This is a genomic window from Burkholderia ubonensis subsp. mesacidophila (genome assembly GCF_002097715.1).
GTDB classification, from domain to species: Bacteria; Pseudomonadota; Gammaproteobacteria; order Burkholderiales; family Burkholderiaceae; genus Burkholderia; species Burkholderia mesacidophila.
Window position 1 is genome coordinate 2,818,744 of sequence record NZ_CP020738.1, and the last position, 25,430, is coordinate 2,844,173.

The following is a 25,430-nucleotide window of genomic DNA, read 5'->3' on the forward strand; positions in this document are numbered from 1 at the left end:
CACGCTCATCGTCGCGTGATCGTCGACGACTGGTGTGAGTCGAGATGCATCGCGCGTTTCGAGCCGGCCTTACGAGCGCCCACGCAATGCCACGACCACCACGCCGACAATCGCCGTCAGGCCGCCGCACAACGTCGCGATGCCGGGACGCTCGCCGGTCAGCACCGTCGACAACGCTGTCGCCACCGCCGGCGTCAGATACAGAAAGTTCGCCGCGCGCGCCGCGCCGAAGTAACCGAGCGCGAAGGTCCACGTCGCGTAACCGAGGGCAGCGGGAAACACACCGAGCACCACTACCGCCGGCCACGTCCCGCTCGGCGCGCTGCCGAGCGATTCCAGCGCGCCGGGGAGCCATGGGCTGAGCCATAGCGCGCCCGCCAGCAGCGTGTACGCGGTACAGGTCAGCGCGCCGTACACCGGAATCAGCCGCCGCTGCAACACGAAGAAGCTCGCCGCACACCACGCCGCGCCGAGAATCAGCGTGCTGCCGGCTCCGAGCGCCAAGCCGCCCGGCTGGTCATGCGCAATCACGGCAATGCCGGCCAGACTGACCAGCGACCCGAGCCATCCCCAGCGGTTGAATCGCTCGCCGAGAAACACGGATGCCAGCAGCGCCGTAAAAATCGGCAACGTATTGACGATGAAACTGGCCGCGCCCGGCGCCACGGTTTGCTCGCCGGCGTTGAGCAGCGCGTTGTAAAGCGCGATGCCGACAAAACCGCACAGCAGGAAACGCCATGCATCGCGCCATGCCGGCACGCGCGGGCGGCGCCAGGCGAGCCACGCGATCACCAGCACGGCAGCGGTGGCGAAACGTGCCGCTGCGAGCTGGACCGGCGGCAAACCCTGCAGGCCGATCCGGATGAACGGGAAAGCGGACGCCCACGAGAGAATCGTGAAGGCAACCGCGCCTGCGGCGACGAGCGGCCGCCGTGCGTCGCGTGACGGAGTAGATGACAGTGTGTTCATGCAGCGATGGTGCCGTGTCGCGAGATGCTAAGCTAGCGCACAGATAAACGTCGTGATGTGAAAATGACTCACAGCTCTTCCAACCGGCCGCCGCTCGCCAGCCTCGAAACGGTTTGCACGGTCGCACGCGCCGGCTCCTTTCTGGCGGCCGCGGAAGTCGCCGGACTCACGCACGGCGCGATCAGCCGGCGCGTCGCGGCGGTGGAGAACTGGCTCGGCATGAGCTTGTTCGAACGCCATGCGCGAGGCGTGCGGCTGACGCCCGACGGGCAGCGCTTCGTCGGCCGGATCGAGCAGGCGTTCGGCATCATCGACGGTGCGGCGGATCAGTGGCGCTCGCCGCGCAGCCCGCAACTGGTCAAGCTGAGCGTGGTGCCCGGATTCGCCAAGCTGTGGCTCTTCGAGCATCAGGCCGCTTTCGAGAGCGAAGCGCCGCCCCTGCGCATCGAGCTGGATATCGAGCATCGCAACGCGGAAATCGCCCGCGGCGACGCAGATCTGGGGATTCGCTACGGGCGCGGCAACTGGCGCGAACTCGAGGTCAAACCGTTCATGCCGGAGACGCTGTATCCGGTCGCCAATCGCGCGCTCGCCGCGCAATTGGCGAAGCAGCGCCATCGACGCGGCGACGCCGCGCTCCTCGACGTGCCGCTGCTGCACGACGGCGACGCGACCGGCTGGCGTGCGTGGTTCGATGCGCTGGACATTCCGCTCAAGCCGCGCGCCCAGGATCGCCGTTTCGAGGACTACACGCTGGTGCTGGCCGCCGCGGAGGCCGGGCTCGGCGTAGCGCTGGCGCGCACGCCGCTCGCCGCGGCCTATCTCGAGCGCAGCGGCCTCGTACGCGTGAGCCGCCACGAGATCGTCTCGCCGCTCCGGTACTACTTCGTCCATGCGAAAGGGGAGAGTCGACCGCAAGTGCTGACGCTGATCGAGCGGATGCAGCGGGCGCTGGCGGCGGCGTCGTTGAAGTAACCGTTGCCGACGACAGGCATCCTTTCGGATACCTGATCGGGGACGTGAACAGAAGACCAACCGGGGTCATATCCGCGTGCCCGAAGCGGACAAAAAGGTGTGAGGTTTTTCTTCCCGACGTGTTAATTTTGGTGGCCTCTCTCCGTCGTCTCTATGGCGGCACGCAGCTTGCCCGGGCATTTGGCCCACACTGACAGGAGATGTGCCATGACGATTCAGAAAATCACGCCTTTTCTCTGGTACGCCACGCAAGCCGAGGAGGCCGCCGCTTTCTATGCGGGAGTCTTTCCGGACTCGCGCGTGCTTCGGGTCACGTCGGTGCCGGGCGCCGGTTCCACCAAGGTCGTCGAGTTCGTGCTGTTCGGGCAGCCGTTCATCGCGATGAGCCATGAACGCACCGAGTCGTTCAACCACGCGATTTCGCTCATGGTCAACTGTCGCGACCAGGCAGAGCTCGACCGCTACTGGAGCGCGCTGCTCGAGGGAGGCACGGCCGACGGCTGCGGCTGGCTGAGAGACCGCTTCGGCGTCTCGTGGCAGATCGTTCCGGACGATCTCATCGCGATGATGGCCGACCCCGACGCGGTCAAGGCCACGCGCGTTGCCGGCGCGATGATGCAAATGACGAAGTTCGACGTCGCCGCGCTGCAAGCCGCCTATGCGGGAACGACGGATTGACGGCGATTGCCACGCCATCGACGTCGGCGCGTTGCCGAAACACCCGAACGTAGCCGACGGCATGGCGACGCATCCGCGTCAACGCGATGCCGCCCCGCGAACGAACTGCCGCTACACGTCGTGACGCCCGTTACTTCGCCTGAGCGTCGGTCACGACGAACTCCTCGGCCGCCTTGCGCTGGATCGCGGCCATCATCGCCAGTTCGCGCTTGCTGCCCGGCTCGCTGGAGACGACGCCGGTTGCCTGTTTCGCCTTCGCACCCGGCGGGTAGAAGACGAACGACGTGCCGGCCGGCGCGTCCGGCAGCGCGCGCAGGCGCTTGTTGAGGATCTTCAGGTACTTTTTCTTCGACACTTGTTTTGCAGCCATGACGCCCTCCTCCATGGATATGATCAGGGCAGCATACCAGCTTTGATCGCCCGTCCGGCGCGCCCGACGGCGGCTGCAACGCTCGCGTCAAACGCGCGCTTCGCCAGTCGCGGTTTCGTCAGGACTGTAGACGCTCAATCCCTCGAACGGGTCCATCGGCGCCTCCCACGGGCGCGCCGCAATGGCGCGCATCGCGGCGTCGTAGCCGGCTTGCCGGCGGGCGGCGATGCCGGCCGGCGTGAAATCGATGTCCTTGAACTGGTTGTCCCCGCTGAGCCGCGGCGCGGCGAGCTTGATCACGCGCATCGTGGTCTGGCATCCCCACGCGGCGAGCGCGCGGACTTCGGGCGTCGCGCGCTCGGCTTCCGGCACGTAGCGGGCCAGTTCGCGAATCACGTGGCGCAGACGGTGGAGCTGCCGCTGACGCTCGATCTGGCTGTCGGTGCGGCTCGCGTACTGGATGTCCTTCTGCCGTTCCGATACCTGCCAGATGCTTTCCGGCTCGGGCCCCGCCGGATTCCACATCTGCACCGAGAAGATGATCGAACTGCGGCGCGGCATGTCGTCCAGCACCACCTCGACCGGGGTATTCGAATAGATGCCGCCGTCCCAGTACGGCTGGCCGTCGATCCGCACCGCGGGAAACGCCGGCGGCAGCGCGCCCGAGCTCATGATGTGCTCGACGGTCAGCGGGTCGTGATGGTCGCGCGAGTCGAAGTAGCGCATCTCGCCCGTGCACGCGTTCACGGCGCCGACGGTCAGGCGCGGCCGGCCCGCGTTCAGCAACTCGGGTTCGATCAGCGAGACGAGCGTGTCGCGCAGCGGCGCGATCAGGTAATACGACGCGCGATCGACGCCCAGGCGGGCCATCGGCCCGAGCCAGGACGCAGGATTCGGCTCGAAGAACCCCGTAATGCCGCCGCCGATGATCATCATCTCGGCAAACAGCTTGTCCCAGCCCGGCAGGCCGGGCGGCCCCGCCAGGTCGGTTCGCTCGGTCACGCGGCGCCAGAACTCCGCCAGCCGCTGAAAACGATGCTCGGGCGGATTCCCGACGATCAACGCCGCATTGATCGCGCCGATCGAGGTGCCGATGACCCAGTCCGGCTCGATGCCGGATTCGTTCATCGCCTGGAACACGCCGAGCTGGTACGCGCCCAACGCGCCGCCGCCCTGCAGGACGAGCACGACTTGCCCCGGCAATTTCATTCGTTCTGGCTGGCTCACAAACATGGCTTGCCTCGCTGGTGGTAGCAATGGCCGGACCCGCCCCGGTTGATCCAGTGTAGTAGGCGATCGGCGCGGCGTCACGGCGGCCTGCCGGGGTGCGGCGGGTCAAATCTCGCCCAGGTTGCGCCGCGTCGATAGAGGGTTATTCCGGATGCTGCCGCCCACTCAAATTTGTATGATGACCACATCACCTTACAAACATGAGCACCATGTTCGAGAAAATTCCCGCCCGCGCGATGAGCGATCACGTCGCGCAACAGCTTCTGAAGCAGATCGAGGTCGGCAGTTTCGCGGCCACCGGCAAGCTGCCGACCGAGGCCGTGCTCGCGCAGGAATTCGGCGTGAGCCGCACCGTGATCCGCGAGGCGATCTCGCGCCTGAAGAACGAAGGCGTCGTCGAGCCGCGCCAGGGCAGCGGCGTATACGTGAACCAGCACGGCGCGATCCGGCCGCTGCGCATCGACTACGCGGAAGCGGTCGAGGCGACCTCGCTGCCGCACCTGCTCGCGGTGCGTCGCGCAATCGAGGCGGAAGTCGCCGCCGAAGCCGCGCTGCATCACACCGAAGACGACATGGCCGACATCGACGACGCGCTGCGCAAGATCGACGACGCGGTGGCCGAAGGCCGCGACGGCGTCGCCGAGGACGTCGCGTTCCACCGCACGATCGCGGCCGTCACCGGCAATCCGTATTTCCTGAAGACGCTGCAGTTCCTGAACCAGTACCTCGAAGCGGGCGTGAAGGTCACGCGCGGCAACGAGGCGACGCGCGAGGATTTCTCGCGGCAGGTTCGCGACGAACACGCGGCAATCGCCGACGCGATCCGCGCGCGCGACCCGATGGCGGCGCGCAACGCCGCCCGCACGCACATGTACAACGCCGCCCGCCGCTTAGGGCCTGTTCCCGCTAATAACGGGCTTGCGAACGTGCGTTGCCGGTCGTAGTGCAAGGAGGAGGAGCGCCGTTTGGCCGAGCCAAACAAGCGACGACCGACGCCGCAATACGGCCGGCAACGCACGTTCCCCTGTTTGGAAAAATTCATTCGTGGGGCTGGCCGCCAGAAGGGCCGATCGCCGCGTCATGCTCCTTGCGAATACGTCCAGTATTCGCTGCGTCGCAATCCTCGCGCTCGGCCCTTCTGGCGGCCAGCGCAAGCCCGTTATTAGCGGGAACAGGCCCTAACGGAAGCCGGCATCTGCTGAACGCGGCGGCCCGCCGCCCTCCTCTCACGAACCGATCGGGGTTGACCATGTCACGAAATGTTGGAGTCATCGGCCTCGGCGCGATGGGCCTGGGCGTCGCCCGCTCGCTGCTGCGCGCCGGGTTTCGCGTGCACGCGTGCGACGTGCGCGAGCCGGTGCTGAACGCGTTCGCGGCCGAAGGCGGCATCGCATGCGCGACGCCCGCCGAACTCGGCGCGCAGTGCGACGCCGTCGTTACGCTCGTCGTCAATGCAGAGCAGTCCGAAACGGTGCTGTTCGGCGAGCACGGCGCGGTCGCGCGGATGAAGCCGGGCGGCGTCGTGATCGCGAGCGCCACCGTCGCGCCCGAGTTCGCGGTCGCGCTCGGCCGGCGCATCGAGGCGGCCGGGCTGCAGATGCTCGACGCGCCGGTGTCCGGCGGCGCCGCGCGCGCGGCGTCCGGCGAGATGACGATGATGACGTCCGGCCCGGCCGCCGCCTACGCCGCATGCGAGGACGTGCTGGCCGCGATCGCCGGCAAGGTCTACCGCCTCGGCAGCGCGCACGGCGTCGGCTCGAAAGTGAAGATCATCAACCAGCTGCTCGCGGGCGTGCACATCGCGGCGGCCGCCGAAGCGATGGCGCTCGGCCTGCGCGAAGGCGTCGACCCCGACGCGCTGTACGACGTGATCACGCACAGCGCGGGCAACTCGTGGATGTTCGAGAACCGCGTGCCGCACATCCTGAACGGCGACTACACGCCGCTGTCCGCGGTCGACATCTTCGTGAAGGATCTCGGCCTCGTGCTCGACACCGCGCGCCGCAGCAAATTCCCGCTGCCGCTGTCGGCCGCCGCGCACCAGATGTTCATGAGCGCGTCGAGCGCCGGCCACGGCGGCGAGGACGATTCCGCCGTGATCAAGACCTTCCCCGGCATCACGCTGCCGCCGTCCCGTTGATCCAGCCGAGGCCCCGACCATGAACGCACCCGTTTCCCGCCCCCTGCTCGGCTGCATCGCCGACGATTTCACCGGCGCGACCGATCTCGCGAACATGCTCGTCAAGAGCGGCATGCGCACCGTGCAGACGATCGGCGTGCCCGCCGGCGATGCCACGCGCGAAGCGGCGCTCGACGCCGACGCGATCGTCGTCGCGCTGAAGTCGCGCACGATTGCCGCCGCCGACGCCGTCGCGCAATCGCTCGCCGCGTATGAATGGCTGCGCGCGCAGAGCTGCCGGCAATTCTTCTTCAAGTACTGCTCGACGTTCGACTCGACCGACGCGGGCAACATCGGCCCGGTCGCCGACGCGCTGCTCGACGCGGCGGGCGGCGGCTTCGCGATCGCCTGCCCGGCGTTCCCGGAGAACGGCCGCACGATCTTCCGCGGCCATCTGTTCGTCGGCGACGTGCTGCTGAACGAGTCGGGCATGGAGCACCATCCACTCACGCCGATGCGGGACGCGAACCTCGTGCGCGTGCTGCAGCGGCAGACGCCGTCGAAAGTCGGCCTGATCCGCTACGACGCGATCGGCCTCGGCGCCGCCGCGGTGCGCGCGACGATCGAGCAGCTGCGCGCGGAAGGCGCGCGCTTCGCGATCGCCGACGCGCTGTCCGATCACGACCTGTACGTGCTCGGCGAAGCGTGCGCGGACCTGCCGCTCGTCACCGGCGGCTCGGGCGTCGCGCTCGGCCTGCCGGCCAATTTCCGCACCGCGGGCCTGCTGCCCGAGCGCGACAACGCCGCCTCGCTGCCGCGCATCGACGGGGGCTCGACCGTGCTCGCCGGCAGCGCGTCGAAGGCCACCAATGCGCAGGTCGCCGAATGGCGCGCGCACCGCCCGAGCTTCCGCATCGATCCAATGGCGGCGGCGCGCGGCGAGCCGGTAGTCGAGCAGGCGCTCGCGTTCGCGCGTTCGCACCTGCCAGAACCGGTGCTGATCTATGCGACCGCGACGCCCGACGCAGTGAAGGCCGTCCAGCAGGCGCTCGGCGTCGAAGCGGCCGGCCATCTCGTCGAAAGCACGCTCGCCGCGATCGCGCGGGGCCTGCGCGCGCTCGGCGTGCGCAAGTTCGTCGTCGCGGGCGGCGAGACCTCCGGCGCGGTCGTGCAGGCGCTCGACGTGAAGTCGCTGCAGATCGGCGCGCAGATCGATCCGGGCGTGCCCGCGACCGCGACGATCGACGCGGCGCCGCTCGGCCTCGCGCTGAAGTCGGGCAATTTCGGCGCGGTCGACTTCTTCGACAAGGCGCTGCGCCAACTGGACGGAGCCGGCCGATGAGCATCGAAGCGAAACTGCGCGAGGAAATCTGCACGGTCGGCGCGAGCCTGTATGCGCGCGGCCACGCGGTCGGCAGTGCGGGCAACATCAGCGCGCGGCTCGACGACGGCTGGCTGATCACGCCGACCGACGCGTGCCTCGGCCGGCTCGACCCGAACGACATCGCGAAGGTCGGCCTCGACGGGCAACCGCTGTCGGGCGGCAGGCCGTCGAAGACGCTGACGCTGCATCGCGGCATCTATGCGCGCAACGCTGAAGCGAACGGCATCGTCCATACGCATTCGACGCACCTGGTCGCGCTGACGCTCGCGGGCGTGTGGCGCGACACCGACGTGCTGCCGCCGATCACGCCGTATTACGTGATGAAGGTCGGCCACATCCCGCTGATCCGCTATCGCCGCCCCGGCGACCCGGAGGTCGCGGCCGAGGTCGCCGCGCTTGCCGACCGCGTACGCGGCGTGCTGCTCGACCGGCTCGGGCCGGTGATGTGGGGCGCATCGGTGTCGCAGGCGTCGTACGCGCTCGAGGAGCTCGAGGAAACGGCGCGCCTGTGGCTGATGAGCGATCCGAAACCCGAACCGCTGTCCGAAGCGGCGCTCGACGAGCTCAGGCAAGCATTCGGCGCACGCTGGTAACCCGCCATTTCCGCCCGCCGTGTGCGCGGGCCTTTTTCGTCAGCACACACCAACGACCGGCGCCGTACGCGTCGCCGGCACCCCCCATCATTGGATTGGAGACGACGATGACAGCTCTCGACGCGGCCGCAGGCCGTTCGCCCACCGTGGCCGCCCGTTCGGCCGAATTGGACCTGACCTACAAGAAAGTTTTCTGGCGCATCGTGCCGTTCCTGATGCTGTGTTACGTGGTCGCGTATCTCGACCGCGTGAACGTCGGCTTCGCGAAGCTGCAGATGTCGCAGGATCTCGCGTTCAGCGAAACCGTGTTCGGGCTCGGCGCCGGGATCTTCTTCGTCGGCTACTTCCTGTTCGAACTGCCGAGCAACCTGCTGATGCACCGGCTCGGCGCGCGCATCTGGATCGCGCGGATCATGATCACGTGGGGCATCCTGTCGGCGCTGTTCGCGCTCGTGAAGACGCCCACGCAGTTCTACGTGCTGCGCTTCCTGCTCGGCCTCGCGGAAGCGGGCTTCTACCCGGGCGTGATCCTGTACCTCACGTACTGGTTCCCGTCGCACCGCCGCGCGAAGATCATCGCGGTGTTCATGTCCGCGATTCCGGTGTCCGGCATCTTCGGCAATCCGCTGTCGGGCTGGATCATGGAGCGCTTCCACGGCGGCTCCGGCTTCCACGGCTGGCAGTGGATGTTCATGATCGAGGCCGTGCCGGCGCTCCTGATCGGCATCGCGACCGTGCTCTATCTCGACAACAACATCCGCGGCGCGAAGTGGCTGAGCGACGGCGAAAAACAGCTGCTCGAGGACGAGATCGCCGCGCAGCCGCAGGAACGGCAGCAGCACAGCCACTCGCTGAAGGCCGTGTTCGCGGACCCGCGCATGTGGTGGATGTCGCTGATCTACTTCGCGTTCGTCACCGGCCAGTACGGGCTGACGTTCTGGATGCCGACGCTCGTCAAGTCGACCGGCATCACCGACACGCTGCAGATCGGCCTGCTGTCCGCGATCCCGTTCCTGTTCGCGATCGTCGCGATGAACCTGTTCGGCCACAGCGCGGACAAGCGCCGCGAGCGCCGCTGGCACCTGATCGTGCCGGCGCTGATGGGCGCGGCCGGCTTTGCGGTCGCCGCGTCGTACTCGCACAATACGGCCGTGTCGATCGTGTTCCTGTCGATCGCGGCGGGCGGCGTGCTGACCTGCGCGCCCCTCTTCTGGTCGCTGCCGACCGCGTTCCTCGCGGGCAGCGCGGCCGCGGCCGGCATCGCGATCATCAACTCGGTCGGCAACCTCGCCGGCTTCGCGAGCCCGTACGTGATCGGCTACCTGAAGGACGCCACGCACAGCACGTCGTCCGGCATGTACGTGCTGGCGGCGATGCTCGTGATCGGCGCGATCGCCGTGTGGCTCACGCCGACCAGGCTGGTCAACCGTTAACCGACGCGGGGGCGCTGCCCCCGCCCCTTCACTGACAGGATCTGCCGCCATGCCACGCTTCGCCGCCAATCTCTCGATGATGTACAACGAACACGCGTTCCTCGAGCGCTTCGCCGCCGCCGCGTACGACGGCTTCAAGGCGGTCGAGTACCTGTTCCCGTACGACTTCGCCGCCGAAGACATCCGCGAACGCCTCGACCAGCACGGCCTCACGCAGGCGCTGTTCAACGCGCCGCCCGGCGACTGGGCCGCCGGCGAGCGCGGGATCGCGTCGCTGCCGGGCCGCGAGGACGAGTTCCGGCGCGGCATCGACACCGCGCTCGACTACGCGCGCGTGCTCGGCAACACGAAGCTGCACGTGATGGCCGGGCTGATCGCGCCGGGCCAGGACCGCGCGCGCCATCGCGCGACCTATGTCGCGAACCTCGCGCATGCCGCGCAGGCGGCCTTCGCGCATGGCATCACGATTCTCGTCGAGCCGATCAACCAGCGCGACATGCCGGGCTACTTCGTGAGCCGCCAGGACGATGCGCATGAGATTTGCGCGGAAGTCCGCGCGCCGAACCTGAAGGTGCAGTTCGACTGCTACCACTGCCAGATCGTCGAAGGCGACCTCGCGATGAAGCTCAAGCGCGACTTCGCGGGGATCGGCCACATCCAGATCGCCGGCGTGCCGGAGCGTCACGAGCCCGATATCGGCGAGCTGAACTATCCGTACCTGTTCGACCTGATCGATGCGCTCGGCTACGACGGCTGGATCGGCTGCGAATACCGCCCGAAAGCCGGCACGTCCGCTGGCCTCGGCTGGCTGACGCCTTACCTGTAATTCACGCATTTCCACGAGGCAACGCATATGAAAGTACTGATCACCGGCGGCGCCGGGTTTCTCGGCCAGCGTCTCGCGCGCAAGCTGCTCGAACGCGGCGCGCTGACCGGCGCGGACGGCCGGACGCAACCCATCTCCGAGCTCGTTCTGCTCGACGTCGTCAAGGGCGGCGATTTCGGCGATCCGCGCGTGACGTCGATCGTCGGCGACATCGCCGAGCGCGCGGTGCTCGAAAGCGCGATCGACACGCAGACGAGCGCGATCTTCCACCTCGCGGCGATCGTCAGCGGCCAGGCCGAAGCCGACTTCGACCTCGGGATGCGGATCAACCTCGACGCGTCGCGCACGCTGCTCGAAGTGTGCCGCGCGCGCGGCCATCGCCCGCGCGTCGTGTTCACGAGCTCGGTGGCCGTCTATGGCGGCGCGCTGCCGGACGTCGTGCAGGACGACACCGCGCTGAACCCGCAATCGTCGTATGGCGCGCAGAAGGCGATCGCCGAGCTGCTGCTGGGCGACTACGCGCGGCGCGGCTTCGTCGACGGCCGCGTGCTGCGCCTGCCGACGATCAGCGTGCGGCCGGGCCGGCCGAACGCGGCCGCGTCGTCGTTCGCGAGCGGCATCATCCGCGAGCCGCTGAACGGCGAGGAAAGCGTGTGCCCGGTGCCCGGTTCGACGCGCCTGTGGCTGCTGTCGCCGCGCGGCGCGATCGACGCGCTCGTCGCGGGCTGCGAGCTCGACTGTGCGCAGCTCGGCAACAGGCGCGTGATCAACCTGCCGGGGATCTCGGTGACGGTCGACGAGATGATCGCCGCGCTGCGCGAGGTCGCGGGGGACGAGGCGGTGAAGCTGATTCGTCGCGAGCCGGACGAGCGCGTCGAGAAGATCGTCGGCAGCTGGCCGGGGCGGTGGGATACGTCGCGTGCGGAAGCGCTCGGGTTGAAGGGGGATACGTCGTTTGTCGACGTGATCCGCGCGTATCTCGAGGATGAGCGGCGCTGATTCAGCGTTCGCGTTGTGCGATAAAACCCTCGCATGCCGAACGGTTGCGAGGGTTTTTTAATGGTTCATCGCACATTCGCGGGGAGCGCAAGCGCGTTGATCGCGTCGAATCGCTTGGCTACGGCAAGCTCGTTCGGATAGCCGACGCGATATCGCGGCTCACCGAGCCAAGAGCGCGATCGTGCGCGGCGACGAGCGCGTCGTAGCCCGGCCCCTGCACGGGCTCGCGTGCGACGGAACGGCCCGTGAGCGCCGCAGCCTTTCCCGGCGGCCGCACCGCCCACAGTGCTTCGATCGTGACCGAATCGCCCGGCGTCGACTCGAAGCGCATGACGTCCACGCGGACGCGCCATGCCGGCGCCGCATCCGTTCCCGTATCGAACACGTTCACGCGCGCCGAACCCAGCAACCGCCCAACATCGGCTGCAATGACGCGGGCAATGTCCGTCTTCAACGGTTCGGCCCAGCGCGCGAACTCGTCGAGCGCCACCTGACTGCCGGCGACCCGCGTGACGATCTGCGGACGGTCGACGAGTTCCGGCACCGTCACGGGATTGACCACGACATGAACCGGCGTGGCGGCGCCGTCGCCGGTGAGCGTCGCGTCGGGGCTCAACGTGTAGAAGCGAGCCGTCGGCGAGCTGCCGCAGCCGCCAAGCAGTGCAGCGAGCAGCGCGACGGCGACGAGCAAATGGATGCGTTTCACGGCCGGCCCTCCGACTTGCCCCTCACCAGCGCTTCCGGATGCCGCTCGAGGTAGTCGGCCAGCGTCCGGAACGCCGCGGCCGTGCGGGCGATCTCGCGCATCGCGTCGCCGGTGTTCTGCTGCAGCTCCGAGCCCGGCTGCAGCGCACTGTTCGCCGAATCGAGCGCGGAATGCGCCGACGCCAGCGTATCGCGCGCCTGCGGCACCACGGTGTCGAGCTGCTTGAGCAGGAGGTTGGCACTTGCCAGCGTCTGTTGCGCGTTGTTGCCGATCTTGTCGAGCGGAACGCCGTTGAGTTTCGCCATCAGGCGTGTCACCGAATCCTGCAGCGATTGCAGCGACCCCGCAATCGCCGGTATTTCAGGCGGGCTGGCGGCCCAGTCGATCGTCGCCTTCGCCGCATCCGGAAAGAAATCGAGCGCGACGTAGAGTTGCCCGGTCAACAGGTTGCCGGTCCTCAACTGGGCGCGCAGCCCGTGCTCCACGAGCACGTTCGCCAGTTGTTCGGGATGCTGGGAAAGGCGCCCGCCTTTTACGCCCGTCCGGTAGCGCGACGTGAAACGCTCCGGATAAAGATTGAATTCGACGGGAATACTGAACTTGCGGGTTTCGCGATCGAAGCGCGTATAGATGCCCGTCACCTCGCCGACCGTCACGCCGCGGAAATCGACGGGCGCCCCGACCGCCAGGCCGCGCACCGATTCGGTGAAGTTCACCAGGTACTTCTCGACGATCCGGTCGTGTCGCTTCATCGCCTCCGCCCGGTCGTGGAACAGCGTGAACGGCGCGCCAGTTGCCGCGACCGGCTGATCGAGCGAATCGACCGGCGTCTCGAACGCGATGCCTCCGATCATGATCGACACCAGCGATTGCGTTTCGACCCGCAAGCCGTCGGGGCTCAGCGCGACGTCGATGCCGCTCGCGTGCCAGAAGCGCGAATCGGCAGTCACGAACCGGTCATACGGCGCATTGACGAACACGCGCAGCGTCACGCCCTTGCCGTCCGGATCGAGCGCGTAGGTCACGACCTGTCCGACCTGGAGCCGCCGAAAATAGACGGGCGCGCCGACGTCGACCGACCCCATGTCCGCGCTCTTCAGCACGAACTCGCGACCGGGCTCGTCGCTCGTGAAAACCGGCGGGGCTTCGAGGCCGGTGAACGCGCGGCGCGCGCCCTTCGCATCGCCGACGTCGGCGCCGATGAACGAACCGGACAGCAGCGTGCCGAGGCCCGACACCGTGCCGCCGGCAATGCGCGGGCGCACGACCCAGAAGCGCGTGTTGTCGACCAGCAGCGTCGTCGCGTCCTTGGAGATGTCGGCGGTCGCGACCACGCGTTTGTGATCGGTGGACAGCACCACCGACCTGACGACGCCGATATCGACGTCCTTGAACTTGATCTTCGTCTTCCCGGCTTCGAGCCCTTCTCCGGTCCTGAAGGTGATCGTGATCGTCGGACCTTGTTCGATGACGGCCTTCACCGCCAGCCATCCGCCGATCAGCACCGCGACGATCGGCACGAGCCAGACGAGTTGCATGCGCCAGCGCGAGCGCGTCGTGGCGACGGCTTCCGGAATGTCCGGCATGTCAGGCGTTTTCTCGGGGCCACCCATGATGCTGCTCCCCAGTGTCCCAGATCAGGCGGGGGTCGAATGTCGTCGCCGCGAACATCGTCAGCACGACCACCGCTCCGAACGCGATCGCCGCAGGACCGGCCTTGATCGTCGCCAGCGCCTGGAACTGCACGAGGGCAACGAGCATCGTGATCACGTAGATGTCGAGCATCGACCAGCGCCCGACGAATTCGACCATTCGATAGATGCGGGCGCGCTGTTCAGGCAGCCATCGTGAATGCAGCTGGACCGAAGACGCGAGATACGCGAGCGCGAGGATCTTGAGCAGCGGCACCGCGATGCTGGCGATGAACACCACGACCGCGAGCGGCCACGATCCGGACACCCACAGATAGACGACGCCGCTCAGGATGGTGTCCTTCTGCGCACCGAACAGCGAACTCGTGTACATCACCGGCAACACGTTCGCGGGGATGTAAAGGACCATCGCGGCGATCAGGAGCGCCCACGTGCGCGACACGCTCGCGGGCTTGCGCACGTGCAGCGCCGCGCCGCAGCGCGGACAGGCCAGATCGTGCGCATCCGCCGGCGTGCGCGCGAGTTGCCCACAGTCGTGGCACAGCGCGAGGCCGCAATCGGCGGCGGTAACGACGCCGCGCGGCACGGACACGCCGCTGCCGTCCCTCCCACCGCCCCGCGCCGCGTCGATCCGTGACCACAGTTCATGCGCATCGAACGCAGCGCCGGCGGCAGCGAGCACCAGCATCAGCGCGCCGAACGAATAGAGCGCGACGCCCGTCACGACGCTCGCGATATGGGCCAGCTTGACCAGCGCCACCAGCAGGCCGAGGATCAGCACTTCCGTCATCCCCCACGGCGCCGCGAGATGGCAGATGCGAAACACGCGCGCCGCGCCCGCCGGCACGCGATTCATCCGCAGCGGCACCAGCAGCCAGAGCATGCCGGCGATCTGCGTGAGCGGCATCAGGATCGTGGTCGCGAACACGAGTCCGGCCAGCGGCCATATGCCGTCCGCATACAGCACCCGCACGGCGCCGGCGAGCGTCGTCTCCACCAGCGTCCCGCCGACCGACAGGCCGACGATCGGATACAGGTTGGAGATGACGAACAGCACGCCCGAGGCCGCGGCAAACGCCAGCGCGCGCTCCAGGCTGTCCAGGCGGTTGCGGTAAAGCTCGGCGCGGCAGCGCCGGCAGCGCAGCGCGCAGCCGGGCGCCACCGGCGCGTCCCGCTGGAGCAGGTCGCATTCGTGGCAGACAAGCAGGCCGGCGCGGTTCACTTCGCCTCCTCGTCGGCCACGGGCCGATCGGCGGCGGCATGCGGCACGGTCATCCGTTCGGCCGTGACGACCCAGCCCCCGCCCATGGCCATGTAGAGATTGACGAGCGACGTGAGCGTCGCGCTGCGTGTCTGCGTATATGACAACTCCGCATTGAACAGCGTGCGCTCGGCGTCGAGCACTTCGATGTAGCTCGTGTAGCCGCCCTCGTAGCGCAGCCGGGCAAGCCGCTCGTACGTGCGCAACGCGTCGATCTGCCGGGCCTGAGTGGCAAGCTGCTCGCGCGACTTCTGCAATCCGATCAGCGCGTCCTCGACCTGCTGGAACGCGACCTCGATCGCCTTCTGGTACGCGTAAAGCGCTTCCTGCTGACGCGCCTCGGCCTGGTGGACCTGCCCGGTGATGTTGCCGCCCGTGAAGATCGGCAGCGTCGCCGATCCGGCAAACGACCACGCGCGCGCGGGCCCGGTAAAGAGATTCGAGAATTGCGCACTGACCGAACCGAACAGCCCGGTCAGCGAAATCGACGGGAAGTACAGCGCGCGGGCCGCGCCGATCAGCGCGTTCTGCGCGATCAGGTTCTGTTCCGCCTGCCGCAGGTCGGGCCGGCGTTCGAGCAGGTCCGACGGCAGCCCGGCGGGCACCGCCGGCGTCTCGAGCTCGGCGAGCGGGCGGCCGCGCATGATCGGGCCGGGATTGCGGCCGAGCAGCACGGACAGCGCGTGCTCCTGCTGAGCGATCTGCGTGTCGAGCTGCGAAATCGTCGCGAGCGTCGCCTCGTATTCGGACTGGCTTTGCGCCAGCTCCATCTGCGACACTTCGCCGCCGTTGAAGCGCGCGGTGAACACCTTGACGGAGTCCGCGCGGCTCGCGGTCGTCGCTTTCGCGATCTCCAGCTGGCGGTCGAGGCTGCGCAGCGTGATGTAGGACGATGCGACCGACGCCACCAGCGTCAGGATCGTCGCGCGACGCGCTTCCTCGCTCGCGCGCAGGTTGGCGCGCGCGGCTTCGGTCTCGCGCCTGACCTTGCCGAACAGGTCGAGGTCCCACGATGCCGACAGGGTCGCCTGAAACTGGTTCGAGACCGACGGCACCGTCGGCGGCAGCGGAATCGCACCGCTTCGCGACGACCGCTGCCGCTCGGCGTCGAACCCGGCGGCGAGCTGCGGAAACAACGCCGAGCGCGTGCTGACGAACTGCCCGAGGAATTCGTCGACGCGCGCCGACGCCGCCTTGACGTCGCGGTTTTCCGCCAGCGCGGTCGCGATCAACGCATTCAATGTCGGGTCCTGGAACTGCTCCCACCACGCGCTGTTGGCGACGTCCGCGGCCTCGTCGGGCGCGAACCGGAACGACACCGGCACGTCGACCTTGGGCCGCACGTAGTCCGGGCCGAGCAGGCAGCCGCCCAAGCCCATCAGCAAGACCGGCGCGCAGAGGCGCCAGAGCGCGGCGCGTCGCATGTCAGTCGTCCTTGCAAGGCGCGGACGGCGCGGTGTGCGGCGAGCCGGGCCCTGCCGCCGACGAAGGCGGCAGGGCCTGGCCGCGCGAGCGTGACGACAGCGCCTCGAGCAGGTAATAGAACATCGGGATGAAGAACACGGCGATCGCCGTGGCCCCGAGCATCCCGCCGATGACGCCCGTGCCGATCGAGTGACGGCTGTTCGCCGACGCGCCGAGCGCGATCGCCAGCGGCACGACGCCGAGGATGAACGCCAGCGAGGTCATGATGATCGGCCGCAAGCGCTCTTCCGACGCCGTCAGCGCCGCGTCGTACGGCGACGCGCCCGCCTCGCGGTTGATCACCGCGAACTCGAAGATCAGGATCGCGTTCTTCGCGGCCAGCGCGACCAGCATGGTCAGCCCGATCTGGAAGTAGACGTCGTTATTCAGCCCGCGCAGCAGGATCGCGACCAGCGCGCCGAACATCGCGAACGGCACCGCCATCAGCACGCCGAACGGCAGCGACCACTTCTCGTACTGCGCGGCGAGGATCAGGAACACCATCACGAGGCCGAAGACGAACACCAAGCCGGACGTGCCGCCCGACTTGCGCGCCTCGTAGGCCTCGCCGCTCCACGCGACGTCGTAGCCGGGCGGCATCTGCGCGGCCACCGCCTCCAGTGCCGCGATGACCTGGCCCGAGCTGTAGCCGGGCGCCGCATTGGCCGTGATCTTGACCGCGGGGAAATTGTTGAACCGCGTGATCAGGTCGGGGCCGGTCACGTACCGGTAGGTCACCACGGACCTGAGCGGCACCATGCTGCCGTTCGTGCTGCGCACGTAGATCTGGTCGAGGTCCTGCGGCTTGAGGCGGTAGGACGGCTCCGCCTGCAGGATGACCTGCCAGAGCCGGCTCGCCCGGTTGAATTGCGACACGTAGAGCGAGCCGAACATCGTCTGCATCGCGCTGTACACGTCCTGGATCGGCACGCCGAGCGTCTCGGATTTATCGCGATCCACATCGACCAGAAGCTGCTGCGACGATGCGTTGAAGGTCGACGTCACGCCCGACAGCTCCGGCCGCGCTTTCACCTTGTTCACGAATTCCTCCACGACACCGGCCAGCTGCGCGATCGATGCGTCGCCCTTGCTCTGCACCCACACCTCGGTTCCGCCGGTCGTACCGAGCCCCGGAATCGACGGCGGATTGACGGGAACGACGATCCCCTGCTTGATCCCGGACAGGTTCAAATACGCATCGATCAGCACGGCGCGGGCATTCTGCGTCCGGATGTTCGCGAACTTGTAGCGCTCGTCGAAGCCCTTCAGGCCGACGAAGAACGTGCCGGCGTTGTTCTTGTTCTGGCTGTCGAGCAGGCTGAAGCCGTCGACCGTCGTCACACTGTCCACCGCCGCCTGCTTCATGAAGTAGTCGGCGACCCGCTGCGACACGTCGCCTGTGCGGTCGAGGCTCGCCGCGTCCGGCATGATGACCGCGCCGAGCAGGTAGCCTTGATCCTCCGGCGGCAGAAACGCGCCCGGGATCGTCCGGAACAACACGACCGTCAGCGCGATCATGCCGCCGAACAGGACGAGTGCGAACACGAAACGCTTGATGACGAACCTGACCGCGCGCGTGTAGCCGGCCGTCAGCCGCGCGAACACGTTTTCGAACCACCGGAAGAAGCCCTTCTTCTCGTGGTGCGCGCTCGTGAGCAGCAGCGCGGCCAGCGCCGGCGACAACGTCAGCGCGACGACGCCCGAGATCACCACCGAAATCGCGATCGTGATCGCAAACTGCTTGTAGAGCTGCCCCGTGATGCCGCCGAGAAACGCGACCGGCACGAACACCGCGCACAGCACCAGCACGATCGCCACCACCGGCCCGGCCACCTCGTCCATCGCCCGCTTGGCGGCCGCCTTCGGGTCGAGCTTGTGCACCGTCATGTTGCGCTCGACGTTCTCGATCACGACGATCGCGTCGTCGACCACGATGCCGATCGCGAGCACCATGCCGAACAGCGTCAGCATGTTGATCGAGAAGCCTAGCAACGCCATGCCCATCGCCGTGCCGAGAATCGACACCGGCACGGCCAGCACCGGAATGATGGTGGCGCGCAGGCTTTGCAGGAACACGAACACGACGATCACGACCAATACGAGCGCCTCGAAGAAGGTATGCACGACGTCGTTGATCGACGCGCGCGTGAAATCCGTCGTATCCATCGCGATCCGGTAATCGAGCCCTTCGGGAAACGACTTCTTCATGTCCGCGAGCGTCGCGCGAACCTGCTTGGACACATCGAGCGCATTGGCGCCCGGCTGCTGATAGACGGCGATGATCGTGGCCGGCTTGCCCTGGAAGCGGCTGCGAATCGAATAGTCCTTCTGCCCCAGTTCGGCGCGCCCGATGTCCTTGAGGCGGACGATCGCCGTGCCCTGGCTCGCGGCCCGGACGATGATGTTGTCGAAGTCGGCCGGCTCGGCGAGGCGGCCCGGGGTCGTCACCGCGAACGACTGCTCGACCGCGCCGCCGGTCGGCGCCTGGCCGAGCCGCCCGACCGCGAACTGCTGGTTCTGGTTGGCGACCGCGCGCTGGACGTCGGCTGCGGTGATGCCCAGTTGCGCCATGCGGTCCGGCTTCAGCCAGATGCGCATCGCATAGTCGGGCGTGCCGAAGATGGCGGACTGATTGGCCCCGCCGATGCGCTTGATCGCATCGAGCACGTAGATGTTCGTGTAGTTGGCGATATAGGTCGCGTCGTAGCGCTCCTGCGGGGAATAGATCGCGATGACCATCATGAACGCGGACGACTTCTTCTGGATCTGCACGCCCTGCGCCTGCACCGATTGCGGCAGTTGCGGCAGCGCCAGGTTCACGCGGTTCTGCACGTCCACCTGCGCGAGTTCCGGGTTGGTGCCGATCTCGAAGAACGCGTTGATCGTCAGGTTGCCGGTCGACGAGCTGGACGATTCCATGTAGATCATGTTGTCCGCGCCGTTGACCTGCTGCTCGATCGGCGCGGCCACGTTGTTGGCGACGACGTCCGCGCTCGCGCCCGGATATGACGCAGCAATGGTGATCTGCGGCGGCGTGACGTCCGGGTACTGGGCCACCGGCAGCGAAAGCATCGTCAATGTGCCGCCCAGCGTGATGACGATCGAGATGACGGACGCGAAGATCGGCCGGTCGATGCAGAAGTGGGAGATGTTCATGACACCGCCCCGTCATTGGGCTGCGGCGACGCCGGATCCGCTCGCGGCCGATGGCGCCGCCGCCGGGACGATCTTCAGCGGCGTATCCGGTGCGACACGTATCGCGCCGTCGACCACCACGCGCTCGCCGGCCTTCAGCCCGTCGGTGATGAACCAGTCGTCGCCGTGCCATTCCCCGACTTCCACGACGCGCTCATGCGCCTTCGACGCGTTGTCGACAACCCATACGTAGTGACTCTTGGCCCCCTGCAGGACGGCGCGCTGCGGCACCAGCACCGCGCTGGGCCGCAGCGCGCCGGACACGCGCGCGCGCACGAACTGCCCGGGCCGCAACGTGCCGTTCGGGTTGTCGAACACGGCGCGCACCAGAAACGTTCCGGTGTCGGTGCTGAATGCCGGGTTCGCGAAGTTGATCCGCCCGCGCTGCGGAAATTCGGTGCCGTCGGCCAGCACGAGCGTCACGACAAATTCGTCGTTCGGCGGAAAGCGCAGCTTCCCTCTCGTAATTTCGTCGCGGCGCTTGAGCATCTCGTTTTCGGAAATGCTGAAATTCACCCACATCGGGTCGAGCTGGTACACGTACGTGAGCAACCCCGCGGCGGTGGCTGTGACATAGCTGCCGTCCTGCTGCCGAGCGAAGCTCGACAGGCCGGTGATCGGCGACTTGATCGTCGTATAGCCGAGGTTGAGCTGCGCCGTCTGCACCTGCCCCTGCGCGGCGATCACCGCAGCCTCGGCCTGCTGCACGTTGCCGACCGCGTCGTCCAGGTCCTTCTTGCTCAGCGCGTTCTGCGCGGCGAGCGGCCTGACCCGCGCGAGATTTTCCTTCGCGACGTTGAGCCTCGCCTGCTGCTGCGCCAACTGGCCCTTCGCAGTCTGCAGCGCGGCATCGAACGGCTTGTGGTCCATCAGGAACAGCGTCTGGCCGAACTTCACCATCTGCCCTTCGACATAGGTGCGCTTGTCCAGGAAGCCGTCCACCCGTGCACGAATCTCGACCTCGTGCGAACTCTGCGTCTGCGCGGTGAATTCGAAGTCCACCGGCGTATCGCGCGGCGCGACCGTCACGACCGTCACTTCAGGCTCGCCGAGCTTCGGGATTGCCGCCGGCTTCTTGCATCCGGCGCAGACGGCGAGGGCCGCGAGCAGCGGCAGCGAACAAATGAGGGATGCGGGCTTCATGGGACGGTTCCCGACGCTACATCGCCGTGCAGTCTCCGAACACCACCACGGCGTCTTCGCGATTGACGAGGGTCGCCGTCATCGTCCCGTCGCGCGTGTCGAGCACGAGTGTCCACGCGAAGCCGAGTTCGGTGCCCTGCATGGCGATCTGGTTCTGGCCTTTCTCGATGAATTGAATCGGTGAGCGCCGCGCGGGCCCGGCAATCGTCTTCTTGATGAAGTCGATGGACAGGAACCTTGGCGCACCGAGGTCCGCAGGCAGCGCACGCGCGCAGGAAAGGCCCGGATCGCATGCGTGAGCCTCGATCGTCGCGCACAGCAACGGCTTGCTTCCATCGAAATCGCCCGCGCATGCGCCTGCACAATCCAGCAGGAAGGTCGCCGCCAGTGCCGTACGTACGAGATTGTTCATGGCCGCATCCACCGCTCGCCTCCGATGCTATTGGCTCGTGTAGCCCCGCCCGTTCATGCATGCGGTCACGGCGCGCGTAAACGTCGACAGCTGGCTCGCGGTGCTGCTCTGCATGGCTTGCTCCTGTTGGGCAGCGGCCTGCTCCCGGCGAAGCCGGCGCATGCCGCCGCCGGCCGTGCCGGTGATTGCGCCGATCGCCGCGCCCTTGCCGGCATCGCCGGCGATCGCCCCAATTGCGGCCCCCATGGCTGCGCCGCCCGCAGCGCCTCGCAGCACGCCACCCTGCGACGGCGGCTGTGCGGACGGAGCAGCGGCGCGCTGCGCGAGGGCAACCGGATCGACGCCCGTGGTCTGTTTTGCCCACACCTGGCATTCCGCCGTGTCGGTCTGTTGCTTTTGCGCACTCTGCCCCTTCGCGGGATAGAAGATCGGCTGCTGCGCGCACGCGAAGCCGGCAATCGTCAATGCGACGAGACCCATCGCGAACGGTGCGAGCCGCCGCTTGCGGGCCGCTCCACGTTTGCGTGGCCGTGGAGGCTTCGATCGCCGCAACGCGAATTCCATGAGTGGCCTCGCTTCCATCCAATCTTCCGATCGCAATCCGGGCCGCCGTTCGCCAGCATGCGGCAGGCGACGGACGCCTGCTTCATCGATTGAGGCGGGTAATCTTCGACCCTCTCAAGCCGATCCCGGCCATCAAGCCCTTCTGATCGAAGATGAACGCGTAGATATCGGACTGCAGCGTGGTCGTCGTCAGATTCCTGGCAGCGCCCGCATCGCCGATCACGACGGTCGGCGCCATGCCGACTTCGAACCCGGAACTCGTCTTGAGGTTGTCGAGCGCCTTGTCCGACATGAACATCATCACGTAGCCGTATGTCTGGACACCCGCCTGAAGGCCGTAAGTCACCGATGTCGTCGCGTAGTATCCGGTGACCTTGCCAGCCTCGATCAATTCGCCCGTGCCGTGCGAGGCGCCGGCAATGAACCCGGCTCTCACCACGCTCGGAAACACGAGAATGCCCTTGGCCTTGGCCGCCACGTCCTTCGCCTGGGGCGTGGCGACGTACAGGTTCGCCAGCGCCGCCTGCGCATCCTGGTCGAGAACGGGATCCGCCCCTCCGCTACCGGATGCGGACGGCGATTGACCGGTCGAGCAGGCAGCCGTCACGGCCAGCAGCGAGATCCCGGCCAGCTTGCGAATGCATTCGATCATGATGCGTACTCCCGTTGATTTCCCGCAATCGTGCAAGCCCGCGCCATTTACCATGGCATCTGCCGCACGGTGTCGGATTCAAGTGTGGTTGCCGCATACATCAAGAACAATGGGACTTTGGTCCCATATGGCAACGGCGGCACCGGCGCGCGGATACGCCTTCACGGCGGCGACGCGATGCCCAGCGCGGTGCACACGGTCTTGATCAGCAGCGCATCGTTGAACGGCTTGCGCACATAGGCGATCGCCCCGGCCGCGAGCGCCTGTTCGCGCACGGCGACGTCGTCGTAGGCGGTGATCACGATGACGGGCACCCCCGTGCCGTCGAGGCGCCGCTGCACCTCGAGTCCGTTGAGCCCGGGCATCTGGATGTCGAGAATCACGCATGCGGGGCGGTATGAGGGCATCGACGCTAGCGTGTCCAGAAAATCGTCGCCGCTCGAAAACGTGTCCGCGCCGATGCCGACAGATCGCAACAGACGCTTGATCGCCCGGCCCACCGATTCATCGTCGTCGACAACCGCAACGAATGGCTTGACGTTACCCATTGTGAGAATTCCGGATTCGGCCGTTGTCCGCGTCACAGCGATCCCGCAGATTGAGGCTATCAGGCGAGGAGCGAAACCGGTATAAGACTTTGGTCCACCGTTGTGACGGACGATGCGCCGCGCGGGCCCTCAGCGAACCGGGCGCACGGATGTCGAAGCGCCGATGCCGAGCTTGTCGGCGAGACGCACGAGGTCCGCCAGCGACGCCGCTTCCATTTTTTCCATCACGCGTGCGCGGTGAATCTTGATGGTTTTTTCGGTGATGCCGAGATCGTCGGCGACCTGTTTGTTCAAGCGGCCCGTCACGACGAGCGCCATGACTTCCCGCTCTCGCGGCGTCAGGCGGCCGGCGCGCGCCTGAAGGCTCGCTAGCTCCCGGCGGCGTTCGCCCATCTGCATCGAACGCTCGAGCGCGCGCCGGATCGCGTCGAGCAGGACCGTATCGCTAACCGGCTTCGGCAGGAAGTCGGCCGCGCCGGCCTTCATCGCGTCCACGGTCGTGCCGATGTCGCCGTGCCCGGTAATGAAAATGATCGGCAGCGCCGCATTCAGTTCGCGCTGGATGTCGAGTCCGTTCACGTCCGGCAGCTGGAGATCCAGCAGCAGGCATGCGGGGCAGTTCGTCGGATCGGCCGCGGCGAGAAATGCGCGCCCCGATTCGAACGACTCGGCCCGGTAGCCTGCCGAGCGGACGAGCCGTGACAGCGCGCGCCGGACCGCAAGGTCGTCGTCCACGATGAAGACAATCGAAGCGGGATCGTTCATGGTTGCCGGCGCACGTGGTTCGATTCCGCCGGGCCCCCTGCCGGCAACGCGACATGGAACGAAGCGCCGCGGTCCGCGTTGTTTTCCGCCCAGAGACGGCCGCCGTGCGCGGCGACGATCGTCCGGCTGATCGACAGGCCCAATCCCAGCCCGTGCGGCTTCGACGTGAAGAACGGCTTGAAGATCCTGTCGAACTGGTCGACCGTCAGTCCGCGCCCGCGATCGCACACGCAGATGCGCACCGCGCCTTCGGGCTCGGCCCATACCCGCACGGTGACGACACGATCCGCGGCGGGCCCGTCATGCACTGCATCGAATCCGTTGAGCAGGAGATTGAGCACGACCTGCTGCAGTTGCACCCGGTCGCCACGCACGGAAGGTAGCGCGTCTTCGATGTCGAACGTCGTCCGGATGCGGCGCAGGATCGCGTCGCTATGCACGAGCAGCACGACGTCCCGGACGACGCCGCCGACGTCGAGCGGCTGCAGATCCACGTCGCCCTTGCGGACGAGCGCGCGCATTTTTCGGATGATTTCACCCGCGCGGCAATTGTCGGCCACGATGTCCTTCAGGGTCTCCCGCACCTCGGCCAGGTTGATCGGATCCGCGTCCAGGAAGTGCTGCGCGGCCTGCGCGTTGCTCAGGATCGCGGTCAGCGGCTGGTTCAATTCGTGCGCGAGCGAACCCGCCAGTTCGCCGAGCGCGGAGATGCGGGTCAGATGCGCGAGCTCCTGCCGGTTCCGCTGCAATTCGACCCGGTCGCTGCGATCGACGACGACCGCGAGCCGGATCGGCGCGCCGTCGACGCAGCACTCGCTCGTCGTCACTTCCGCCGGGAATTCCGCTCCGTCGCTGCGTCTCGCCACCACCGATTGCATCGACTGCACCGGCGGCGGCACGTTGCACTCGACGCTCGCGTGACAGTCGGGAAACAGCATCCGACCGGACGCGCCGGTCAACGCATCGCCGTGGTAACCGAACAGCGCCCTCGCCTTTTCATTGGCAAAGACGATTTCATCACGCTCGTTGAAACCGACGATTGCCACCGGTACGCGCTCCAACGCATCGCGCATCGGCGTTGCCGTTTGGCGATGATCCGGATCGGATTTCAAACGCTTGCCGAACCACGGGATACGGGCTGCCGCGTCCGACGCGCGACGCAGCGCCGGCGGAATGTGCAGACCCGCATGCTCCAGGAATCCTTCGCCGCGGGGTTCCCGCCGTGGTGCCGCGCATTGCGGCGCCGCCATGCTGAACGGCGCACTGCGCTCGCGCGCGTGACGCGGCGAATGCCGGCCTGCCGGGCCGCTGCTCGTGCCGACCGGCGATTGCCGTTGCGTGTGCATGTTATGTAACCACCACACGAACGATGCCATGGCCGCCGCCAGCACAACCTCGATACCCAGCGTAGGGAGAGACATGACTGCTTTTCTCCGTGGCGACGCGCGGCCCCCGCACTGTCACGCCTGCCGCGGCGCGCGGTCGCTCCGGC

At 67.3% G+C, this 25,430-nt stretch carries 24 protein-coding genes; 9 read left to right on the forward strand and 15 right to left on the reverse strand.

Translation table 11 applies throughout. The annotated features are described in order from the left end of the window. Window positions 1-69 precede the first annotated feature (69 nt). Window positions 70-969, reverse strand: a complete 900-nt coding sequence (locus tag B7P44_RS30225) for a DMT family transporter (protein WP_084909519.1) — start codon at window positions 967-969, stop codon at window positions 70-72. A 63-nt stretch (window positions 970-1,032) separates the two neighbouring features. Between B7P44_RS30225 and B7P44_RS30230 the strand changes: the two genes are divergently transcribed. After that, entirely contained in the window at window positions 1,033-1,944 is a 912-nt protein-coding gene (locus B7P44_RS30230; RefSeq protein ID WP_084909520.1) for a LysR substrate-binding domain-containing protein, read from the forward strand. Between the two features lie 207 nt (window positions 1,945-2,151). Next, window positions 2,152-2,622: a VOC family protein gene (locus B7P44_RS30235; RefSeq protein WP_084909521.1), complete on the forward strand. Its 471-nt coding sequence runs from the start codon at window positions 2,152-2,154 to the stop codon at window positions 2,620-2,622. Between the two features lie 130 nt (window positions 2,623-2,752). Here the strand turns inward: B7P44_RS30235 and B7P44_RS30240 are convergent, their stop codons facing one another. Next, window positions 2,753-2,992, reverse strand: coding sequence for a hypothetical protein (locus B7P44_RS30240; RefSeq protein WP_084910110.1), 240 nt, complete (start codon window positions 2,990-2,992; stop codon window positions 2,753-2,755). Between the two features lie 87 nt (window positions 2,993-3,079). Then, complete coding sequence (locus B7P44_RS30245; RefSeq protein WP_084909522.1) at window positions 3,080-4,225, reverse strand: patatin-like phospholipase family protein; 1,146 nt, start codon at window positions 4,223-4,225, stop codon at window positions 3,080-3,082. 206 nt (window positions 4,226-4,431) lie between these two features. Here B7P44_RS30245 and B7P44_RS30250 point away from each other — a divergent pair, with 206 nt between their 5' ends. The 7 genes from B7P44_RS30250 to denD all read left to right on the forward strand — a co-directional run bounded on the left by B7P44_RS30250 (window position 4,432) and on the right by denD (window position 11,576). Further along, a complete protein-coding gene (locus B7P44_RS30250; RefSeq protein WP_084910111.1) occupies window positions 4,432-5,166 on the forward strand; it encodes a FadR/GntR family transcriptional regulator in 735 nt (244 codons plus the stop codon). 305 nt (window positions 5,167-5,471) lie between these two features. Next, a complete protein-coding gene (gene ltnD / locus B7P44_RS30260; RefSeq protein ID WP_084909524.1) occupies window positions 5,472-6,362 on the forward strand; it encodes an L-threonate dehydrogenase in 891 nt (296 codons plus the stop codon). 19 nt (window positions 6,363-6,381) lie between these two features. Further along, window positions 6,382-7,683: a 3-oxo-tetronate kinase gene (gene otnK, locus B7P44_RS30265; RefSeq protein ID WP_084909525.1), complete on the forward strand. Its 1,302-nt coding sequence runs from the start codon at window positions 6,382-6,384 to the stop codon at window positions 7,681-7,683. Further along, entirely contained in the window at window positions 7,680-8,318 is a 639-nt protein-coding gene (gene otnC, locus B7P44_RS30270; RefSeq protein WP_084909526.1) for a 3-oxo-tetronate 4-phosphate decarboxylase, read from the forward strand. The genes otnK and otnC overlap by 4 nt, the downstream gene beginning before the upstream one ends. A 107-nt stretch (window positions 8,319-8,425) precedes the next feature. Next, window positions 8,426-9,751 carry an MFS transporter gene (locus B7P44_RS30275; RefSeq protein WP_084910112.1) on the forward strand — a complete coding sequence of 442 codons (1,326 nt, stop codon included), beginning with the start codon at window positions 8,426-8,428 and terminating at the stop codon, window positions 9,749-9,751. A 49-nt stretch (window positions 9,752-9,800) separates the two neighbouring features. Beyond that, the gene (gene otnI, locus B7P44_RS30280) at window positions 9,801-10,577 is read left to right on the forward strand and encodes a 2-oxo-tetronate isomerase (protein ID WP_084909527.1); all 777 of its coding nucleotides are present in this window, start codon (window positions 9,801-9,803) and stop codon (window positions 10,575-10,577) included. 27 nt (window positions 10,578-10,604) lie between these two features. Continuing rightward, window positions 10,605-11,576: a D-erythronate dehydrogenase gene (gene denD / locus B7P44_RS30285; RefSeq protein WP_084909528.1), complete on the forward strand. Its 972-nt coding sequence runs from the start codon at window positions 10,605-10,607 to the stop codon at window positions 11,574-11,576. A 118-nt stretch (window positions 11,577-11,694) separates the two neighbouring features. Here the strand turns inward: denD and B7P44_RS30290 are convergent, their stop codons facing one another. From B7P44_RS30290 to B7P44_RS30345, 12 genes are all read right to left on the reverse strand, one after another. Further along, window positions 11,695-12,267 (reverse strand): PqiC family protein, encoded by a 573-nt coding sequence (locus B7P44_RS30290; RefSeq protein WP_231716750.1) that lies wholly within the window; start codon window positions 12,265-12,267, stop codon window positions 11,695-11,697. Window positions 12,268-12,278: 11 nt separating this feature from the next. Further along, window positions 12,279-13,895, reverse strand: a complete 1,617-nt coding sequence (locus B7P44_RS30295; RefSeq protein WP_084909530.1) for a PqiB family protein — start codon at window positions 13,893-13,895, stop codon at window positions 12,279-12,281. After that, window positions 13,870-15,156: a paraquat-inducible protein A gene (locus B7P44_RS30300; RefSeq protein ID WP_084909531.1), complete on the reverse strand. Its 1,287-nt coding sequence runs from the start codon at window positions 15,154-15,156 to the stop codon at window positions 13,870-13,872. Before B7P44_RS30300 ends, B7P44_RS30295 begins: the two co-directional genes overlap by 26 nt. Further along, window positions 15,153-16,619 (reverse strand): efflux transporter outer membrane subunit, encoded by a 1,467-nt coding sequence (locus tag B7P44_RS30305; protein WP_084909532.1) that lies wholly within the window; start codon window positions 16,617-16,619, stop codon window positions 15,153-15,155. Before B7P44_RS30305 ends, B7P44_RS30300 begins: the two co-directional genes overlap by 4 nt. A gap of 1 nt (window position 16,620) precedes the next feature. Further along, the gene (locus tag B7P44_RS30310; RefSeq protein WP_084909533.1) at window positions 16,621-19,815 is read right to left on the reverse strand and encodes an efflux RND transporter permease subunit; all 3,195 of its coding nucleotides are present in this window, start codon (window positions 19,813-19,815) and stop codon (window positions 16,621-16,623) included. Between the two features lie 12 nt (window positions 19,816-19,827). Then, the gene (locus B7P44_RS30315) at window positions 19,828-20,997 is read right to left on the reverse strand and encodes an efflux RND transporter periplasmic adaptor subunit (RefSeq protein WP_084909534.1); all 1,170 of its coding nucleotides are present in this window, start codon (window positions 20,995-20,997) and stop codon (window positions 19,828-19,830) included. 16 nt (window positions 20,998-21,013) lie between these two features. Then, window positions 21,014-21,421, reverse strand: coding sequence for a hypothetical protein (locus B7P44_RS30320; RefSeq protein WP_231716752.1), 408 nt, complete (start codon window positions 21,419-21,421; stop codon window positions 21,014-21,016). Between the two features lie 15 nt (window positions 21,422-21,436). Further along, window positions 21,437-21,973 carry a glycine zipper family protein gene (locus B7P44_RS30325; protein WP_193834324.1) on the reverse strand — a complete coding sequence of 179 codons (537 nt, stop codon included), beginning with the start codon at window positions 21,971-21,973 and terminating at the stop codon, window positions 21,437-21,439. Between the two features lie 82 nt (window positions 21,974-22,055). Then, window positions 22,056-22,625 (reverse strand): lipid-binding SYLF domain-containing protein, encoded by a 570-nt coding sequence (locus tag B7P44_RS30330; RefSeq protein WP_084909536.1) that lies wholly within the window; start codon window positions 22,623-22,625, stop codon window positions 22,056-22,058. A gap of 161 nt (window positions 22,626-22,786) precedes the next feature. Further along, window positions 22,787-23,173 carry a response regulator transcription factor gene (locus B7P44_RS30335; RefSeq protein WP_084909537.1) on the reverse strand — a complete coding sequence of 129 codons (387 nt, stop codon included), beginning with the start codon at window positions 23,171-23,173 and terminating at the stop codon, window positions 22,787-22,789. 129 nt (window positions 23,174-23,302) lie between these two features. Next, window positions 23,303-23,938 carry a response regulator transcription factor gene (locus B7P44_RS30340; protein WP_084909538.1) on the reverse strand — a complete coding sequence of 212 codons (636 nt, stop codon included), beginning with the start codon at window positions 23,936-23,938 and terminating at the stop codon, window positions 23,303-23,305. Continuing rightward, a complete protein-coding gene (locus tag B7P44_RS30345) occupies window positions 23,935-25,359 on the reverse strand; it encodes a PAS domain-containing sensor histidine kinase (RefSeq protein ID WP_084909539.1) in 1,425 nt (474 codons plus the stop codon). The genes B7P44_RS30340 and B7P44_RS30345 overlap by 4 nt, the downstream gene beginning before the upstream one ends. Window positions 25,360-25,430 lie beyond the last annotated feature (71 nt).

Coding starts and splice junctions, on each gene's coding strand:
- B7P44_RS30295 (WP_084909530.1), bottom strand. CDS start 13,895: ATGGGTGGCCCCGAGAAAACGCCTGACATGCCGGACATTCCGGAAGCC.
- ltnD (WP_084909524.1), top strand. CDS start 5,472: ATGTCACGAAATGTTGGAGTCATCGGCCTCGGCGCGATGGGCCTGGGC.
- B7P44_RS30330 (WP_084909536.1), bottom strand. CDS start 22,625: ATGATCGAATGCATTCGCAAGCTGGCCGGGATCTCGCTGCTGGCCGTG.
- B7P44_RS30225 (WP_084909519.1), bottom strand. CDS start 969: ATGAACACACTGTCATCTACTCCGTCACGCGACGCACGGCGGCCGCTC.
- B7P44_RS30335 (WP_084909537.1), bottom strand. CDS start 23,173: ATGGGTAACGTCAAGCCATTCGTTGCGGTTGTCGACGACGATGAATCG.
- otnK (WP_084909525.1), top strand. CDS start 6,382: ATGAACGCACCCGTTTCCCGCCCCCTGCTCGGCTGCATCGCCGACGAT.
- B7P44_RS30305 (WP_084909532.1), bottom strand. CDS start 16,619: ATGCGACGCGCCGCGCTCTGGCGCCTCTGCGCGCCGGTCTTGCTGATG.
- B7P44_RS30275 (WP_084910112.1), top strand. CDS start 8,426: ATGACAGCTCTCGACGCGGCCGCAGGCCGTTCGCCCACCGTGGCCGCC.
- B7P44_RS30235 (WP_084909521.1), top strand. CDS start 2,152: ATGACGATTCAGAAAATCACGCCTTTTCTCTGGTACGCCACGCAAGCC.
- B7P44_RS30325 (WP_193834324.1), bottom strand. CDS start 21,973: ATGGAATTCGCGTTGCGGCGATCGAAGCCTCCACGGCCACGCAAACGT.
- B7P44_RS30245 (WP_084909522.1), bottom strand. CDS start 4,225: ATGTTTGTGAGCCAGCCAGAACGAATGAAATTGCCGGGGCAAGTCGTG.
- B7P44_RS30315 (WP_084909534.1), bottom strand. CDS start 20,997: ATGAAGCCCGCATCCCTCATTTGTTCGCTGCCGCTGCTCGCGGCCCTC.
- otnC (WP_084909526.1), top strand. CDS start 7,680: ATGAGCATCGAAGCGAAACTGCGCGAGGAAATCTGCACGGTCGGCGCG.
- B7P44_RS30230 (WP_084909520.1), top strand. CDS start 1,033: ATGACTCACAGCTCTTCCAACCGGCCGCCGCTCGCCAGCCTCGAAACG.
- B7P44_RS30250 (WP_084910111.1), top strand. CDS start 4,432: ATGTTCGAGAAAATTCCCGCCCGCGCGATGAGCGATCACGTCGCGCAA.
- denD (WP_084909528.1), top strand. CDS start 10,605: ATGAAAGTACTGATCACCGGCGGCGCCGGGTTTCTCGGCCAGCGTCTC.
- B7P44_RS30310 (WP_084909533.1), bottom strand. CDS start 19,815: ATGAACATCTCCCACTTCTGCATCGACCGGCCGATCTTCGCGTCCGTC.
- B7P44_RS30340 (WP_084909538.1), bottom strand. CDS start 23,938: ATGAACGATCCCGCTTCGATTGTCTTCATCGTGGACGACGACCTTGCG.
- otnI (WP_084909527.1), top strand. CDS start 9,801: ATGCCACGCTTCGCCGCCAATCTCTCGATGATGTACAACGAACACGCG.
- B7P44_RS30240 (WP_084910110.1), bottom strand. CDS start 2,992: ATGGCTGCAAAACAAGTGTCGAAGAAAAAGTACCTGAAGATCCTCAAC.
- B7P44_RS30345 (WP_084909539.1), bottom strand. CDS start 25,359: ATGTCTCTCCCTACGCTGGGTATCGAGGTTGTGCTGGCGGCGGCCATG.